Below are 16,932 nucleotides of genomic sequence, written 5' to 3'. Positions count from 1 at the left end.
TTAATTATAAATACTTGAAACCATTAACTGAAATGTAGGTATGTACACCTTAAATGCTTTAGATGTTGAAAAGTTAACCATATTATAATATCCTTTCATAGCTCCAATAGGAGATGTTAAAAAACAACTGGATTTATAAGTGTGTATTTGTGAAGGTTTTAAAATTGGTTTTTTCCCAATTACACCAGACCCCTCCACAATTTCAGTATTATTTAATGAATCAAAAATTTTCCAATAACGGTCTAAAAGTTGAACTGTATCATTACTTTGATTTTCAATGGTAACTTGGTAACTAAAAGCATAGTACAGCCTATAATTTCTATAACTTGTGCCTTCAAAGTTAGAAATTACTGAAATTTTTATTCCATTTGTTACTTGTTGCACCATATACAATTATTGCTCAATACACAATACCAAATATACTAATTTTTTGAAATTGATACTAATTGTTTATTTTTTCAGAATTCCCAAAACCAACACCTATAACTCTAGTATATCTACTTCCAAACTTCTTATAATACACCAAAACTGTATAATCATTTTCGGTTTGGTAAAATGACCCATCTATATCATGATTGCTAATACTTCCATCATTGGATTTAGTAACATATTGATAATTATAGAAACCTTGTTTTAATAATAATGTGGCTTCATACAAACCAGAATTCATATTATACTGAAGTTTATTTTCTTCTAGCAATTTCCAATTATTATAATTTCCTTGAATGTAGATTTCTTTTCCCTCCAAATTTTCTAAACTTTTTAGTGAAAAATGAACCCAGCTATAATCAGCATCAGTTTGTGGATTTTCACCATTTAAAGTTCTAATTATAAAATTCCCATTAATGTCTGGAAATAATGTATAAGGAAGGTCTATTCTTTCATCATTAGTATATAAATAGGTATGATATAATTCTTCTCCTTGCTCAACATTGGAAATATTTAATGTGGTGCTTCTTATCGCTTTTGAATCAAAGTATAAAAATTCATTCCCTCCAAAAAAACTTGTCTCCTTATTATATTTATATAACAACTGTGTTCCTCTATAAAATTGTGGTTTTAAACCTGCAATTGCAGTTTGCCAGTTGTTGTTTTGAATTATTACAGGAACTACTTCTGCACTTGGATTGTTAATTCTAAAATTAGGATTATTGATAATAAATTCTACCGATTGCTTAGATTGGATTGTTGAAATGTCTCTACTACGGTAAACTGCTACTGCTACTGTAACCTTTGGTTCATAAACCACAAATTTTCTATTAAAAACAACTTTATTATCTTCATCTAATATTGAAATTATATAATTGCCTGAAATTTTAAAACTTGTATGTTCATTAGGAAATATTACACTATAATTTGTATATGGCTGAAGGGTATTGAACGAATTTTCATAATCACGAATTCTGTATTCCGCATAGCCATTTATAAATTCAAACGCCGTTAAATTAGAGCTTTCCCAAAACTCATTACAATGTTCAATTTTATAAGAATAATCATGTTCATCTGCATTTAAATCATCAAATGATAATTTAATTTTTTCATCTAATCTTATTATAGGAGCAAATGCATTTACACCAACTGGTTTTAATATGATTGTTTTAATATGATTTGGTTCAATTATTTCATCTTGAGAAAAACTCAATTGAAAAATTAAAAAAAAGATGATGCTTAGAAACGTACTTTTCAAAATAAAATATTAATACTAGATTTGACAAAATTTATACCAAATATATAACTGTAAACGCAATAAACCTTAAATTGATTGTAAATGAAGACTAATGTTGAATAAAAAGTTGTTAAAAAATGTTAAAACTACGTTAGAAATTCTTATTTTTGTGCCGTTTTTTAAAGACTATTAAATATACTTAAAATATGTCACAAGACATTCAAATTAAAAAAGGTCTAGATATTAAGCTAAAAGGTGAATCTGAAAAAATTACCGAAAACGCACTATCTAGTAATGTAATAACATTAAAGCCTGAAGATTTCCACAGCATCATTCCTAAATTATCTAAAAAAGTTGGTGAATTTGTAAAAGCAGGAGAGTCTGTTTTTTATAACAAATCCATTGAAGAGATGAAATTTGTTTCACCTGTTAGTGGTGAGGTTACTGATATTGTTCGTGGTGAAAAAAGAAAAATATTAGCCATTAAGATTAAAGCTGATACAAAACAACAATTTGTTGATTATGGGATAAAAGATCCAAAAGCCATGAATGCTGAGGAAATTAAAAACCATTTATTAAACACAGGTTGTTGGTCTTTTATCAAGCAAAGACCTTATGACGTAATTGCAAATCCAACAAAAACTCCAAAAGCTATTTTTGTATCTGCCTATGCAAGTGCTCCTTTAGCTGCTGATTATGATTATGTATTGGCAGGAAAAGAAAATGAATTGCAAGCGGCAATCACGGCTTTAAGTAAGTTAACCACAGGAACTATTCATGTTTCCGTTGGTAAAAACTCAAATTCACCATTAACTGGCTTAAATAACATAGCGCTACACAAAGTTTCAGGACCACACCCATCAGGAAATGTAGGTACTCAAATTGCAAAAATTGACCCTGTCAACAAAGGTGAAGTTGTTTGGACTATCACACCACAAGATTTAGTAATTATTGGAGAATTATTACTAACTGGAAAATTTAATGCAGAGCGTATTATTGCTTTAGCAGGTTCTTCCGTTAGTGCTCCAAAATACTATAAAACAATTATTGGAGCAACAATTACTTCAATTGTAGAAGGTAAATTAGTAGGAAAAAACAATAGAATTATTAGCGGAAACGTACTAACTGGTAAAGCCAAAAGTCTTAAAGATTGTTTAGGGTATTATGATAATTTAGTTACTGTAATTCCTGAAGGAGATGATTACGAGCTCTTTGGTTGGACAGTGCCTGTTTTCAATAAAATATCAATGTCTAGAGCTTTAACTTTTTCTTGGTTATTTCCAAATAAAAAATACGATTTGAATACGAATACCAATGGAGAGCATAGAGCTTTTGTAATGACAGGCCAATACGAAAAAGTTTTCCCATTAGATATTTATCCGCTACAAATTTTAAAAGCTTGTATGTATAAAGATTTAGATGAAATGGAAGTATTGGGTATGTATGAAGTAGCACCAGAAGATTTTGCCTTAACTGAATTTGTATGTGTTTCTAAACAACCACACCAGCAAATTATTAGAGAAGGTTTAGACTTAATGTTAAAAGAAATAGGATAAGATTATGGGATTAAAAGAGAAATTACATAATATTAGCGAAAAAGTGAAAGGAACAAAATTCCAAACCATGTTTGGTGCCATTCACACACTTTTTTACACACCAAAAGAAACTACACATTCTGGAGGGCATTTGAGAGGAGCAGACGATTTAAAACGTACGATGATGAACGTTGTGCTTCCTTTAATTCCTTTATTAATATTTGGAATGTACAATGTAGGATTTCAACATAATGCTGCAATAAATGGTTTTCCTGAAGGAATTGGTTTTTTTAGTTCAGAGTTTTGGAATCTAGACAATTTTACATTTGGAGCTTTAAAATTATTACCGTTAGTTTTAGTTTCATACGTTGTAGGTTTAGGAATTGAGATACTATTTGCTACCATAAACAATCACGAAGTTGAAGAAGGTTATTTTGTAACAGGTATGTTGGTTCCATTAATTATACCTATAGATACTCCTTTATGGATGCTTACGGTAGCTGTTATTTTTGGAGTTGTAATTGGAAAAGAAATTTTTGGAGGAACTGGAATGAATATCCTAAACCCAGCTTTAACAATTAGAGCATTTTTATTCTTTGCGTATCCAACTTGGATGAGTGGAGATAAAGTATGGGTAGCTGGCGCAAAGGAAAGAGCCAATGAAATAATGGAAGGTGCAAATTTAGATGCTATTTCTGGTGAAACCATTTTAGGAAGTTTAGCACAAGGTCAAGAATTAGCTTATTCAGTATCTGATATGTTCTTTGGTTTTGTACCTGGTTCTGTAGGTGAAACCTCCACACTATTAATATTACTTGGTGGTTTGTATTTGCTTTATACCAAAGTGGCAAGTTGGAGAATTATGTTATCATCTGTAATTGGTGCCTTAGTTATGGGACTTATTTTTAATGGCGTAGTAAACGCGGGTTGGATAACAGAAAGTAGTAAATTTTATTCGTTAATGAATACTGAATTTTGGCATCATTTATTAATTGGTGGTTTAGCTTTTGGTATTGTATTTATGGCAACCGACCCAGTAACGGGTTCACAAACAAATAAAGGAAAATGGATTTACGGTTTCTTTATTGGATTTATCTCGGTAATGATACGTGTATTTAACCCAGCTTATCCAGAAGGTGTGATGTTAGCCATTTTATTAATGAATGTGTTTGCTCCAACTATCGATCATTACGTGGTTCAAGCAAATGTAAAAAGAAGGTTAAAACGTTTAAAAGCAAAAACAGCATAGCAATGGCAAAAAATACTGATAGTAACGTTTATACAATATTATTCGCAACGGCAATGGTGCTTGTTGTTGGTACCTTATTAGCGTTTTTAGCTTCGTCATTAAAAGAAAAAATAGCTGAAAACAAGAGAATTGAAAAGCAACAAAATATATTGTATGCAATGGGCATTAATGAAAATGACGAAACTAGTGTTACGTTTGTTTCTAAAGAAATTGTTGGCGAAAAATTTTCTGAATACATCACTAAACAATTGATAATACAAGGGAGTGAAGTTACTGAAAATGATGAAGCGTATTTAATCGATTTAAAAAAGGAATCAGCTAGAGAAAAAGCAGGAGAACAAAGAAGACTCCCTTTATTTGTAGGTGAAAAAGAAAATTCTAAATTTTATATCATACCTGTAAGAGGAAAAGGTTTATGGGATGCTATTTGGGGTTATGTAGCTTTAGATAAAGATTTAGTAGTTCAAGGTGTATTTTTCGATCACGCAGGAGAAACTCCAGGTTTAGGATCTAACATAAAAGAACGTTTTTTTATGGACGATTTTATAGGTGAACACATCATGGATGGTGATACATTTAAAGGTATTGCAGTTTCAAAAAGTAATGCAGACCCTAAAAACTTAAGAAAAACAGATTTTGCAGTAGATGCAATTTCGGGCTCTACAATTACTGGTGATGGATTAGCAGCAATGCTTAAAAAAGATTTAAAAATGTATCTACCTTATTTAAAAACATTAAAGCAATAATTTATGGGACTTTTATCAAAAAAAGATATAAAATTAATAACAGATCCTTTAGCAGATAATAACCCAATTACTATTCAAGTTTTAGGTATTTGTTCTGCATTAGCTATTACAGCTGAATTAAAGGCATCTATAGTAATGTCTATTGCAGTACTTTTTGTAATGGGACTGGGTAATTTAACTATTTCATTAATGCGAAATATCATACCATCAAAAATCAGAATCATTGTTCAATTAATTGTAGTTGCTTCTTTAGTAATTATTGTTGATTTAGTGTTAAAAGCATTTGCTTATGAATTAAGTAAAACACTTTCGGTATTTGTAGGGTTAATTATTACCAATTGTATTATTATGGGACGTTTTGAAGCCTTTGCTTTAGGAAATGGACCTGTTCGATCATTTATAGATGGTGTAGGAAATGCGTTGGGATACGCATTAATATTAATAATTGTTGGGTTTTTTAGAGAGTTACTAGGTTCTGGTACCTTGTTGGGATATAAAGTTTTAGGCGACCCTATTGAAAAAACTGGTGTATATGCTTTTGGTTATGAAAACAACGGTTTTATGTTGTTAGCACCAATGGCATTAATTACTGTAGGAATTATTATTTGGGTACAACGCTCAAGAAATGAAGCATTAATAGAAGACAACTAAGATATGGAGCATTTAGAATTATTTTTTAAGTCAATATTTGTAGATAACATGGTATTTGCAACATTCTTAGGGATGTGTTCATACTTAGCAGTATCTAAAAAAGTATCAACTGCTGTAGGATTAGGTGCAGCAGTAATATTTGTAATGGCAATTACGGTTCCTTTAAACTGGTTATTAGACCAATATATTTTACAAGATGGTGCTTTAGCTTGGTTAGGTGAAGAGTATGCCGCTTATGATTTAAGTTTCCTTTCATTTATTATGTTTATTGCAACCATTGCAACAATGGTACAATTAGTTGAAATAATTGTTGAAAAATTCGCTCCAGCATTGTACAACTCTTTAGGAATCTTTTTACCTCTTATCGCGGTAAACTGTGCTATTTTAGGAGGGTCGTTATTTATGCAATCAAGAGAAATTGCTTCTTTAGATTTAGCATTTAATTATGGTGTTAGTTCAGGAATAGGTTTCTTTTTAGCAATCTTAACAATTGCTGCTATTCGTGAAAAAATTAGATATTCAAATATTCCTGCACCATTAAGAGGACTGGGAATTACATTTATTATAACTGGTTTAATGGCAATTGGATTTATGAGCTTTGGAGGAATGTTAACTGGTGGTGATGAAGAAACAATCAAAGAAGAACAAACTGTTCAAGTTAAGGTTAAAGACAACGATAAAGAACTAGTTATTAACGAAAAAGAAACTAAAGAGTAATGATGATACTAGCAGCAAATACTTTAGGCGTAATTGTAGCAACTGTTGCAGCATTTTTAGTGCTAATACTATTACTTGTTACAGTATTATTAGTTGTAAAACAAAAACTTTCTCCTTCTGGCCCTGTAAAAATTACAATAAATGGAGAAAAAGAAATTGAAGTTGCTTCTGGAGCAACTTTACTTACAACTTTAGGAAATGAAAAAATATTTTTACCATCGGCGTGTGGTGGTGGTGGAACCTGTATACAATGCGAATGTCACGTTCATTCAGGAGGAGGAGAGGCCTTACCAACCGAAACACCACATTTCTCTAGAAAAGAATTGAAAGAGGGTATTCGATTGGCATGTCAGGTAAAAGTGAAACAAAACATGGATATTTCAATTCCTGAAGAGATTTTTGGAATTAAAAAATGGGAAGCAACTGTTGTTAGAAACTACAATGTTGCATCTTTTATTAAAGAATTTGTTGTTGAAATTCCTGAAGATATGAATTATAAGGCAGGTGGTTACATTCAAATTGAAATTCCAGAATGTGAAATCGATTATAAAGATATTGATATAACAGCTCATCCTGAAGAACACGATACTCCAGATAAATTCCAAATGGAATGGGATAAATTTGGTTTATGGGATTTAAAAATGAAAAATACTGAATTGGTAGAACGCGCCTATTCTATGGCTTCTTTCCCAGCAGAAGGACGTGAAATTATGTTGAATGTTCGTATTGCAACTCCACCTTGGGATAGAGCTAAAAATGGATGGATGAATGTAAATCCTGGTATTGCTTCTTCTTATATCTTTTCAAGAAAAAAAGGAGATAAAGTAACTATTTCTGGTCCTTATGGTGAGTTCTTTATTAATGAATCTGATGCTGAAATGTTATATGTTGGTGGTGGTGCAGGTATGGCTCCAATGCGTTCTCACTTATACCACTTATTTAAAACACTAAAAACAAACCGTAAAGTTACTTATTGGTATGGTGGACGTTCTAAGCGTGAATTGTTCTATCTAGAACATTTTTATGATTTAGAAAAAGAGTTTCCAAACTTTAAGTTTTATCTAGTATTGTCTGAACCAGCTCCTGAAGATAATTGGGTAAACAAAAAAGACATTAACGATCCTGAAGGAGATGGATTTACTGGCTTTGTACACCAAGCAGTAATTGATGAATATTTATCTAAACATGATGCTCCAGAAGACTTAGAATTATATTTCTGTGGACCTCCATTAATGAACAAAGCAGTTCAAAAAATGGGAGAAGACTTTGGTTTAGAAGATGAGAATATTAGATTTGATGATTTTGGAGGATAAACTAAATTCAACATCACAATTTTAACACTATAAAATAAAATCCGGTACATTTGTATCGGATTTTTTATTTAATCAATCTTAATATGAGTAAAAGACCTTTAACAAAACAAGAACTGCATAATTTAGCAATGAACATCGTAGGAAAAGATCTAGAAGCTAAAGGATTTGAATTTATTGCTATCAATAGTCAGTTAAAAACAAATCCACAATTTGTATGTATTGATGAAAATAATGTTAGACATTTTGTGCTAGTAAAAACAGCACATATTTCAGAATATGCAATAACCTACGATGTTATTTGGATGGAAACATTTAAAGCTCATGCAAGAAAAAATAATGCTAAGGTATTGTTTGCGGGAGTTGGTATAGGAAACATCAATAATAAAAACTTACCTCCTAATTTAAATGAAGAATATCTTTTGCAATATGAGGGCTTACAATTATTAGATATTGAACTTAATTAAGTTTGCTTCAAAAAAAAACCACGCTGTAGCGTGGTTTTTTTTTTGAATATTAACTAATTAAATTAGTCTATTTTACTTTCTAGTAATTTAAAGAATTGATCTAATTTTGGCATTAAAACAATTCTAGTTCTTCTGTTACGAGCTCTACCTTCAACAGTATCATTAGTTTCTAATGGTAAATACTCACTTCTACCAGCCGCAATTAAACGAGTAGGATCAATACTAAAATCTTTTTGTAACATTCTAACAACAGATGTTGCACGTTTTACACTTAAATCCCAGTTGTCTTTAATTCCAGCAGTACTAATTGGCTTATTATCAGTATAACCTTCTACCATAATTTCAAGTTCTGGTTGTGCAGAAACAACATCAGCAACTTTTTTAAGAACATCTTTCGCCGCTGAAGAAATTGTAGCACTTCCGCTTCTAAATAATAACTTATCAGCTATAGAAATATACACAACAGTTTTTTCAACATCTACTTGAATATCTTCATCATTAAATCCATCTTTCAATACACTTTTAAGTTTGAAACCTAAAGCCAAATTAATAGAATCTCTTCTAGTCATTGCTTTTTGGATGTGTTGAATATATTCATCTTTTTTACCCATTTGAGCCAATGTTTCTTTAATATTATCTGAAGCAGATTTAGATAATACGGTTAAATTGTCAACGTACTCTAATGTTTTTTCTTTGTCCTTTTTCAAATCAACAACTTGTTGTTCTAAAGCAGAAACTTGAGCATCTTTTTCTACTCTACATTTCATTAAATCAGCTTTTACATCAACCAATTCTTGATTTTTTTTGTTAAAACTATCCTCTAGTTCTGTATATTTTTTTTGAGATACACAAGAACTCAACACTACTGATGCAAAAATCATCAATACAACTATTTTTCTCATAATTCTTATACTGTTTTAAATGTTAATGGCAAATTTAAAAAAAAGAAGTGTAGAATACTATATTTTAGACTAATTTAAGATGATTTTAGCATTAATTAAAATTATATATTTGTGTCTTAGTTTTTTAATCATCCTATAAGCTTAACCTTTGAAAAAAATAACTTATATACTTGCATTTATTGTTTTCATTTCTTGTAAAGATAATGAACCTAAATTAACAACTTTACAAGGAAACGCAATTGGTACTACATTTACAATTAAATATTTAGGAGAAAGCACCATTGATTTTGAGTCTAAAATTGATAGTTTAATTAAATTAGTAAATAAATCAACATCTACCTACATTCCAACATCAGATATTTCTAAAATCAACAAAGGAGATAGCACTGTAATTATTGATTCATATTTTAAAGAAGTTTTTATAAAATCTGAAAGAATATACAAAGAAACAAATGGAGATTTTGATCCAACAGTTGGAATTTTGGTAAATGCTTGGGGATTTGGGCCTGAAAAAGAAATTCAAGATTTAGACTCTTTAAAAATTACCCAACTTTTAAAATATGTAGGTTTTAATAAAGTGAAGCTTCAAAACAATAAAGTATTTAAACAGTATCCTGAAATTTATTTCGATTTTAATGCTATAGGAAAAGGGTTTTTAGTAGATGTTATAGGAAGATTGTTTGAACGCTACCACATTAAAAATTATATGGTTGAAATAGGAGGAGAAATTAGAGCTAAAGGAAAAAACCACCATGGTGAATTTTGGAGAATTGCCATTGAAAATCCAAATTTTGATGGAACAAGATCAATTGCAACTACCATACAACTTAAAAACGAATCGATAGCTACTTCAGGAAACTATAGAAAGTTTAAAACAACAACAGATGGTAAAAAATATGTGCATACCATTAATACCAAAACTGGATATGCTAATGAGAGTAATTTATTAAGCGCCTCTGTTATTACCAAAGGAGATTGCGCAGATGCTGATGGTTATGCTACCGCATTTATGGCAATGGGCTTAGAGAAAACTAAGCTTTTTTTAAAATCTCACAATGAGTTGAAATCTTTTTTAATTTTTGCAGATGAAAATGGAGAATTAAAAACATTCAAATCAGAAAATTTTGAAGATTAAATAAATGTTACTTTTCTTAATCTTCTATTTTTAAAAAATTTAACATCTTTTTTTATATATCCTTAGATACACTTTGCCTAAGTATTAACACTTTTTTAACACTCATAATATTAGGCTTATATTTTTATAACATTTACAATTCTTTACAGTAAACCCTGAGTTTCATATTTGCACCCTAATCAAATTAACAATTAGTAAATATGAAAAAACATTTTAAAAGGAAAATTCTTTTTTCGTTACTTACATTTATATGGGTAACTGGATTTTCTCAAACACTTATTAAAGGTAAAGTAGTAGATGAAAATAATCTTCCACTACCCGGAGCATCCATTGTTTTAAAAGAATCCAAAATTGGTGTTTCTACAGATTTTGATGGTAATTTCTCCATTAATGCAAATACAACATCAGAAACTTTACTCGTTTCTTATTTAGGATACCAAACGCAAGAGTTAAACAATCTTACTTCAGATTTTTTAACCATAATTATGGTAGCCGATGCTCAAAGCTTAAATGAAGTAGTAATTACAGCTTTAGGAATAACAAAAGAAGAAAAGAAAATTGGTTATGCAACACAAAAAATAGAAACAACCGTAGTAAAAGATGTAAACGTCCCTAATGTAGGAAGTTTATTTTCTGGTCAAGTTGCAGGTTTAACTGTAAATAACCCAACAGGTTTATTTCAAGCCCCTTCTTTTTCATTAAGAGGTAAAAATCCTTTAATTGTAATAGACGGTGTACCTGTTGAAACAGATTTTTATGACGTTTCTCCAAATGATATTGCAGATATCAATGTTTTAAAAGGAACTACAGCCTCTGCACTTTATGGGTCAAGAGGTAGAAATGGAGCCATTTTAATTACCACCAAAAACGCTACCAACGAAGGTTTAGAAATTTCAGTTTCACATAACACTATGGTAACAGCTGGTTTTACAGTGTTTCCAGAAACACAAACTGAATACGGAAATGGTTCTAATGGAAAATATGAATTTTGGGATGGAAAAGACGGAGGTATCTCTGATGGTGATATGATTTGGGGTCCAAAATTTGAGTCTGGTGTAAAAATAGCACAATGGAATAGTCCTATATACGACAATGTAACTGGCGAAACGATTCCTTGGTGGGGAGATGTTTATGGAACTCAATATAACGATAAATCTCGCTATTCAAGAGTCCCAATAGATTGGAAATACCACAATAACTTGAAAGATTTCTTAAAAACCGGAGTTATTTCTTCTTCAGATTTTTCTATTTCTCATAAAGGTGAAAAAGGTTCTTTTAGGTTAGCTGGAAATTATTCAAGTCAAACAGATAGAGTTCCAAATGCAAACTTAAAAACTGGAGGACTAAGCTTTAAAGCAAGTACTAAATTATCTGAAGCTTTAACTTTAGACAGTAAACTAGCTTATAATAAAGTTTATTCACCAAACTACCCTAGACACGGATATGGTCCAAAAAATCACATGTACACCATACTAATTTGGATGGGTGATGATGTAAATGGAAAAGAATTAGAAGAACATCAATACATTCCAGGACAAGAAGGTTACAGACAAGCAAATTTTAACTATGCGTGGTATAACAACGTCTATTTTGCGGCACATGAACTTACTCAAACTTACGATGCAAATAACATCAATGGTCAATTAAGTTTAAATTATAAAATTAATGATAATTTGAACTTACAAGCAAGAGGTTCAGCAATAATTAATGACACTTTTGAAGATAGAAAAAGTCCTAAATCATATCTAAATTATGGAGACCCTAGAGATGGGGATTATAAAACTTGGAATAAAAATAAACTCACCGTAGATTATGACTTTTTAGCAAGCTATAATACCTCTATTAACGATAATTTAGTTATAAATATAAATGCTGGAGCTGCAACATACTACAGAAAATATCAACAAGAGTACAATGCTACAGATGGTATTATAGTTCCTTTTATTTATAGTTTAAATAATACAAAAGGGAGTGTAAAAGCTGAAACTTATTATGAAGAAAAAGCAACAAATAGCGTTTATTCAACTTTAGAACTAGACCTATATAATTCAGTATTTTTAACTTTTGCTGCAAGAAATGATTGGTCTTCAACGCTGTCAAAAGATAATAGATCTTATTTTTATCCTTCTGCTTCACTAAGTACGTTGGTTTCAAACTATATTGAAATGCCATCAAGCATAGATTACTTAAAACTATTTGGATCTTGGGCAAAGGTATCTAGCGATTTAAACCCCTACCAAATTTCATCATATTATCAAAATTCAGGAAACTTTGGAGGTTTAACACAACTATACTATCCTAATAGTATTGTAAACCCTTTAATTGAACCTGAAAACTCCACTTCTTTTGAATTAGGTTTAAGTGCTGCTTTCTTAAAGAAAAAATTGAAACTTGATTTTACATATTACAATGTTGTAGATTCAAATCAAATTATAAATTTACCAGTATCAAATGCTTCAGGATTTACTAGTAGAAAAGTAAATGGTAATGAATATACCACTAATGGTTTTGAAGTTGTTTTAAATGCTACGCCAATAAACAATGAGAATTTTAAATGGAATTTAACAACCAACTGGAGTAAAAAAACACAAAAAATAACTAGTATTTATGATAACCAAACTACTTATGGAGACCTTAATTTAAATGATAGAACTGATAGTTACTATGCAACAGTTTGGCAAAAATCAGCTGACGGTAGGTTAATTTTAAATGATCAAGGACTTCCTGTTAAAGATCCATACAAACAATTTATAGGAAACAAAGACCCTAATTGGAGATTAGGATTACAAAATAGTTTTAAGTATAAAAATATGACCCTAACAGTAGGTATTGATGGTGTTTGGGGAGGTTTAATGCGTTCCAGAACTGTTGAAAAAATGTGGTGGGGAGGTAAACATCCTAATTCAACAGAATTTAGAGATGCTGAATATGCTGCTGGAACTCCTGTTTATATACCTAATGGTGTAAATATTGTTAGTGGAGAATTGATTAGAGATGTTGAAGGTAACATCACTTCAGACACTAGAGTTTATCAAGAAAACACCACTGCAGTTAACTGGCAAACTTGGTCTCAAAACTACCCATATAGAGCCCAAGTAACCCAAGAGGAAAGCAAAAAATTTGCCAATGTATTTGATAGAAGTTTCTTTAAAATAAGAGCGGTATCCTTCAAATATGATTTAACTAAAGAGTTAAACATTAATGGAATCAAACATATTGATGTTACTTTAAACGGATACAATCTTTTAGCTTGGAAAAAAGCAGACATTATTGATCCTGATTTTGGGAATGACGATAATCTTCAAGATCCTTCATCGCGTTATATCGGATTTGGAGTTAATATGAAATTTTAAAAAAAATGAACAACATGAAAAACACGTTATTATTATTTTCACTTATAATTTTAGTGTCTGTCTCTTCTTGCCAAGACTTATCTGAAATTAATGAAAATCCGAACAATGTAAACGAAACCCATCCGCAACTTTTATTAACCAATATTTCAGAAAATGCTTTTGAAGTAGATGGCACAGGCGCAATGTACGCAGCAAGAATGTTGGTACAAACTGATGGTGAAAATAGAAGTCAATATTACAACTGGGATAGAGCTAGCTTTAACGATTATGATATGTTAGGCGAAGTGACCAAAATGATGGAAGAAGCTCAACGCATAGAAAGCAATGCCTATATTGCATTAGCCAAATTTTTTAGAGCTTATTACTTTTACAACTTAACATTAACCTTTGGAGATATTCCATATAGTGAGGCTTTACAAGGTGAGTCTAATCAAATTTTCACTCCAAAATACGATGCTCAAAAAGATGTTTTTATTGGTATTTTAAGTGAGTTAGAAGAAGCTAATAACTTGTTAGATGGAAATAATGATATTATTTACGGAGATATTATTTATGGTGGAAACGCTTTAAATTGGCAAAAACTAATCAATTCTTTTCGCTTAAAAGTATTAATAACCTTATCTAAAAAAGAAAATGATACTGAGTTAAATATCAAAAGTGCTTTTGCTTCCATTGTAAACAATAATCCAATTATGCAATCTAATAATGATAGTGGTCAATTGGTTTTTTTAGATCAAGATGGAAGTAGGTATACCGAATTTAATTCCAGTGGTTATGGATCGGGTATGTATATGTCGTCTACGTTTATTGAAAGATTACAAGATAGACAAGATCCAAGGTTATTTATTTTTTGTGGAAGAACAAAAAATGCCAAAGAAGCTGGATTAGCAATAGACGATTTTAATGCCTATGAAGGTGGTGATCCTTTAGCTCCTTATGCTGAAGTTAATGACAAAGCAGCACAAGGAGATGTTTCTAAAGTGAATTTAAGATACTCTACTGATCCAACTACGGAGCCACATGCGCTTTTAAGTTATAGTGAATTAGAATTTATTTTAGCGGAGGCTTCTGTCAGAAACTGGATTAGTTCAAATGCTGAAACGCATTATAACAATGCGGTTAAAGCTTCATTTCAATTTTATAATACGTTTGCAAAAGGATTTGAAAGCTATGTAGAAAGTTCTGCTGCTGAAGCCTATTTAAATGGCAACTTAGTTTCATTTAATAATGCACTAACAATGGAACAAAAATTAGAATTAATTTTAACTCAAAAATATTTTACTTCATTCTTACAATCAGGTTGGAGAATGTATTTTGATCAATTAAGAACTGGATATCCAAATTTTGTATATCATGGAAATTCAACACCTCCAAATAGATGGATTTATCCAACTTCAGAATATCAACAAAACACCCAAAATGTTTCAGAAGCTATTAAATCTCAATTTGGAGAGGGCAATGATTTAATCCGTGAACTAACTTGGTGGTTAAAATAACTTATATAAAAACAATATCAATTATAAACTTAAAACCTTGGAAGAATATTCTTCTAAGGTTTTAGAATTAATACCAATAAGTATGTTAAATAATAAATTATTACTTTTTTTTAGTTTAATTTCTTTTTTTGTTACGGCTCAAACAAAAGAAATAATTATAGAAGTTCAACCTTATTTACAAGATGCTACACCTTCATCAATAAAAATCATGTGGCAAACTAATGCAAATGAAGAAAGTATTGTTGAATGGGGATTAACACCTAAGTTAGGTAAAAAAACCAAAGGAATATCCTACGATGTAAATTTTTCAGAAACTAGAATTCATGAAGTTAGTTTAAAAGGTTTAAAACGGTTTACAAACTATTATTATCGTGTAAAAACAGGTAAAACCAAATCTGATATTTTTCAATTTAAAACACCTCCTTTCGCAAAAGATCAAGAATCTTTTAAAATAGTTGCAATGAGCGATATGCAGTACGATTATAATCAACCTAATAAATTTTATGAAGTTGTAAATGATGGAATTTTAGAGTTCTTAAACAAAGATTCTAAAGATAATCTACCTAATAATTTAGCCCTGATTATGATTCCTGGAGATTTGGTGGAAAATGGAACTAAATACTATCAATGGAAAGATCATTTTTTTAAACCTGCTCAAAAATTATTTGGCAATGTACCTGTATATCCCGTTTTAGGAAATCATGAAAAAAATTCGTTGTATTATTTTAAATACTTTAGCCTTCCTAAAAATGGTAGCCCAGAATATGCTGAACATTGGTGGTTTAAAGATTATGGAAATACGCGAATTATTGGATTAGATTCTAACAACGGCTATAGAAACTCAAAAGAGCAATACAATTGGTTAAAAGAATTATTAGACAAAACTGAACAAGATGATACTATCGATTTTGTTTTTGCTCAACTACATCATCCACATAAATCAGAACTTTGGATTCCAGGAGAAGAGGATTTTACAGGAAAAGTTGTAAAACTTTTAGAAGAATTTAGTACTAAAACAGGAAAACCAAGCATCCATTTCTTTGGACATACTCATGGATACTCTAGAGGTCAATCTAAAGATCATAAACACTTATGGATAAATGTTGCTAGTGCTGGCGGAGCTATTGACAATTGGGGAGAATTTGAAGGAAGAGATTATGATGAATTTACGGTTACCCAAGACGAATATGGCTTTGTTTTAGTTGAAGTTGATGGAAATAAAGAAGACACCAAATTCACCATTAAAAGAATAAGTAGAGGCAATACTAAAGAGTTTAAAAATAACATAGTAACCGATAGTATTACTATCTATAAAAATGAAAAAAAACCTCTACAACCCCAAGCAGTTTCGCCTAACAATTCAACGGTTTCTATAACAAAAACTGTATTAAAGGCAAATGAATTTGAAAGTAGTTTTAAAAACGCTTTTCATGCAGCTTCTAATTGGCAAGTTGCAACTGACAATGATTTTACATCTGTTATATTTGATAGTTGGAAACAATTTGAAAATTGGTACTACAAAGAAAATAGACAAAAAGATGACAATTTAACTGATGAGGAAATTACCAAACGTTTAACTCCAAATACAACTTATTATTGGAGAGTTCGATATAGAGATCAATACCTGAATTGGAGTAATTGGTCTAAAGTAGCTACCTTTAAAACTGATTAAAACTTAAATCAACTATAAATTCAAAATAATAAC

The 16,932-nt window shown here is 30.5% G+C and carries 14 protein-coding genes; 11 read left to right on the top strand and 3 right to left on the bottom strand.

The features are described 5' to 3' along the window. Both apaG and Q0714_RS12060 read right to left on the bottom strand, forming a co-directional pair. A complete protein-coding gene (apaG, locus tag Q0714_RS12065; RefSeq protein WP_298265396.1) occupies nt 1-387 on the bottom strand; it encodes a Co2+/Mg2+ efflux protein ApaG in 387 nt (128 codons plus the stop codon). Nucleotides 388-442: 55 nt separating this feature from the next. After that, entirely contained in the window at nt 443-1,642 is a 1,200-nt protein-coding gene (locus Q0714_RS12060; protein ID WP_298265394.1) for a DUF5103 domain-containing protein, read from the bottom strand. Between the two features lie 230 nt (nt 1,643-1,872). Between Q0714_RS12060 and Q0714_RS12055 the strand changes: the two genes are divergently transcribed. From Q0714_RS12055 to Q0714_RS12025, 7 genes are all read left to right on the top strand, one after another. Beyond that, nucleotides 1,873-3,222 (top strand): Na(+)-translocating NADH-quinone reductase subunit A, encoded by a 1,350-nt coding sequence (locus tag Q0714_RS12055; protein WP_298265392.1) that lies wholly within the window; start codon nt 1,873-1,875, stop codon nt 3,220-3,222. 4 nt (nt 3,223-3,226) lie between these two features. Continuing rightward, nucleotides 3,227-4,450, top strand: a complete 1,224-nt coding sequence (locus Q0714_RS12050; RefSeq protein WP_298265390.1) for an NADH:ubiquinone reductase (Na(+)-transporting) subunit B — start codon at nt 3,227-3,229, stop codon at nt 4,448-4,450. 2 nt (nt 4,451-4,452) lie between these two features. After that, a complete protein-coding gene (locus Q0714_RS12045) occupies nt 4,453-5,196 on the top strand; it encodes a Na(+)-translocating NADH-quinone reductase subunit C (RefSeq protein WP_298265388.1) in 744 nt (247 codons plus the stop codon). A 3-nt stretch (nt 5,197-5,199) separates the two neighbouring features. Further along, entirely contained in the window at nt 5,200-5,847 is a 648-nt protein-coding gene (locus Q0714_RS12040; RefSeq protein ID WP_298265386.1) for an NADH:ubiquinone reductase (Na(+)-transporting) subunit D, read from the top strand. Between the two features lie 3 nt (nt 5,848-5,850). After that, entirely contained in the window at nt 5,851-6,564 is a 714-nt protein-coding gene (gene nqrE / locus Q0714_RS12035) for an NADH:ubiquinone reductase (Na(+)-transporting) subunit E (RefSeq protein WP_298265384.1), read from the top strand. A 2-nt stretch (nt 6,565-6,566) separates the two neighbouring features. Continuing rightward, nucleotides 6,567-7,877, top strand: a complete 1,311-nt coding sequence (nqrF, locus tag Q0714_RS12030; protein ID WP_298265519.1) for an NADH:ubiquinone reductase (Na(+)-transporting) subunit F — start codon at nt 6,567-6,569, stop codon at nt 7,875-7,877. 83 nt (nt 7,878-7,960) lie between these two features. Continuing rightward, on the top strand, nt 7,961-8,341 hold the full coding sequence (locus Q0714_RS12025; protein ID WP_298265382.1) for a Na(+)-translocating NADH-quinone reductase subunit F: 381 nt from the start codon (nt 7,961-7,963) through the stop codon (nt 8,339-8,341). A gap of 62 nt (nt 8,342-8,403) precedes the next feature. On the opposite strand, the gene Q0714_RS12020 is transcribed toward Q0714_RS12025, so the two are convergent. Further along, nucleotides 8,404-9,243 (bottom strand): OmpA family protein, encoded by an 840-nt coding sequence (locus Q0714_RS12020; RefSeq protein ID WP_298265380.1) that lies wholly within the window; start codon nt 9,241-9,243, stop codon nt 8,404-8,406. A 148-nt stretch (nt 9,244-9,391) separates the two neighbouring features. On the opposite strand from Q0714_RS12020, the gene Q0714_RS12015 reads away from it, so the two are divergent. From Q0714_RS12015 to Q0714_RS12000, 4 genes are all read left to right on the top strand, one after another. After that, complete coding sequence (locus Q0714_RS12015) at nt 9,392-10,378, top strand: FAD:protein FMN transferase (RefSeq protein WP_298265378.1); 987 nt, start codon at nt 9,392-9,394, stop codon at nt 10,376-10,378. Between the two features lie 200 nt (nt 10,379-10,578). After that, nucleotides 10,579-13,731, top strand: a complete 3,153-nt coding sequence (locus Q0714_RS12010) for a SusC/RagA family TonB-linked outer membrane protein (protein WP_298265376.1) — start codon at nt 10,579-10,581, stop codon at nt 13,729-13,731. 14 nt (nt 13,732-13,745) lie between these two features. Beyond that, nucleotides 13,746-15,227, top strand: a complete 1,482-nt coding sequence (locus Q0714_RS12005) for a SusD/RagB family nutrient-binding outer membrane lipoprotein (protein ID WP_298265374.1) — start codon at nt 13,746-13,748, stop codon at nt 15,225-15,227. A 37-nt stretch (nt 15,228-15,264) separates the two neighbouring features. Beyond that, on the top strand, nt 15,265-16,899 hold the full coding sequence (locus Q0714_RS12000; RefSeq protein ID WP_298265373.1) for a fibronectin type III domain-containing protein: 1,635 nt from the start codon (nt 15,265-15,267) through the stop codon (nt 16,897-16,899). The last annotated feature ends 33 nt before the right edge of the window (nt 16,900-16,932 follow it).

Origin of the sequence: uncultured Lutibacter sp. (assembly GCF_947493565.1) — a bacterium.
Taxonomy (GTDB): domain Bacteria; phylum Bacteroidota; class Bacteroidia; order Flavobacteriales; family Flavobacteriaceae; genus Lutibacter; species Lutibacter aestuarii.
This window is presented reverse-complemented; position numbering and strand designations above follow the sequence as displayed.

What these genes read in the sequence shown, in the direction of transcription:
- Q0714_RS12010 (WP_298265376.1), top strand. Translation starts at nt 10,579, where the DNA reads ATGAAAAAACATTTTAAAAGGAAAATTCTTTTTTCGTTACTTACATTT.
- nqrE (WP_298265384.1), top strand. Translation starts at nt 5,851, where the DNA reads ATGGAGCATTTAGAATTATTTTTTAAGTCAATATTTGTAGATAACATG.
- Q0714_RS12055 (WP_298265392.1), top strand. Translation starts at nt 1,873, where the DNA reads ATGTCACAAGACATTCAAATTAAAAAAGGTCTAGATATTAAGCTAAAA.
- Q0714_RS12045 (WP_298265388.1), top strand. Translation starts at nt 4,453, where the DNA reads ATGGCAAAAAATACTGATAGTAACGTTTATACAATATTATTCGCAACG.
- Q0714_RS12025 (WP_298265382.1), top strand. Translation starts at nt 7,961, where the DNA reads ATGAGTAAAAGACCTTTAACAAAACAAGAACTGCATAATTTAGCAATG.
- Q0714_RS12005 (WP_298265374.1), top strand. Translation starts at nt 13,746, where the DNA reads ATGAAAAACACGTTATTATTATTTTCACTTATAATTTTAGTGTCTGTC.
- nqrF (WP_298265519.1), top strand. Translation starts at nt 6,567, where the DNA reads ATGATACTAGCAGCAAATACTTTAGGCGTAATTGTAGCAACTGTTGCA.
- Q0714_RS12050 (WP_298265390.1), top strand. Translation starts at nt 3,227, where the DNA reads ATGGGATTAAAAGAGAAATTACATAATATTAGCGAAAAAGTGAAAGGA.
- apaG (WP_298265396.1), bottom strand. Translation starts at nt 387, where the DNA reads ATGGTGCAACAAGTAACAAATGGAATAAAAATTTCAGTAATTTCTAAC.
- Q0714_RS12020 (WP_298265380.1), bottom strand. Translation starts at nt 9,243, where the DNA reads ATGAGAAAAATAGTTGTATTGATGATTTTTGCATCAGTAGTGTTGAGT.
- Q0714_RS12040 (WP_298265386.1), top strand. Translation starts at nt 5,200, where the DNA reads ATGGGACTTTTATCAAAAAAAGATATAAAATTAATAACAGATCCTTTA.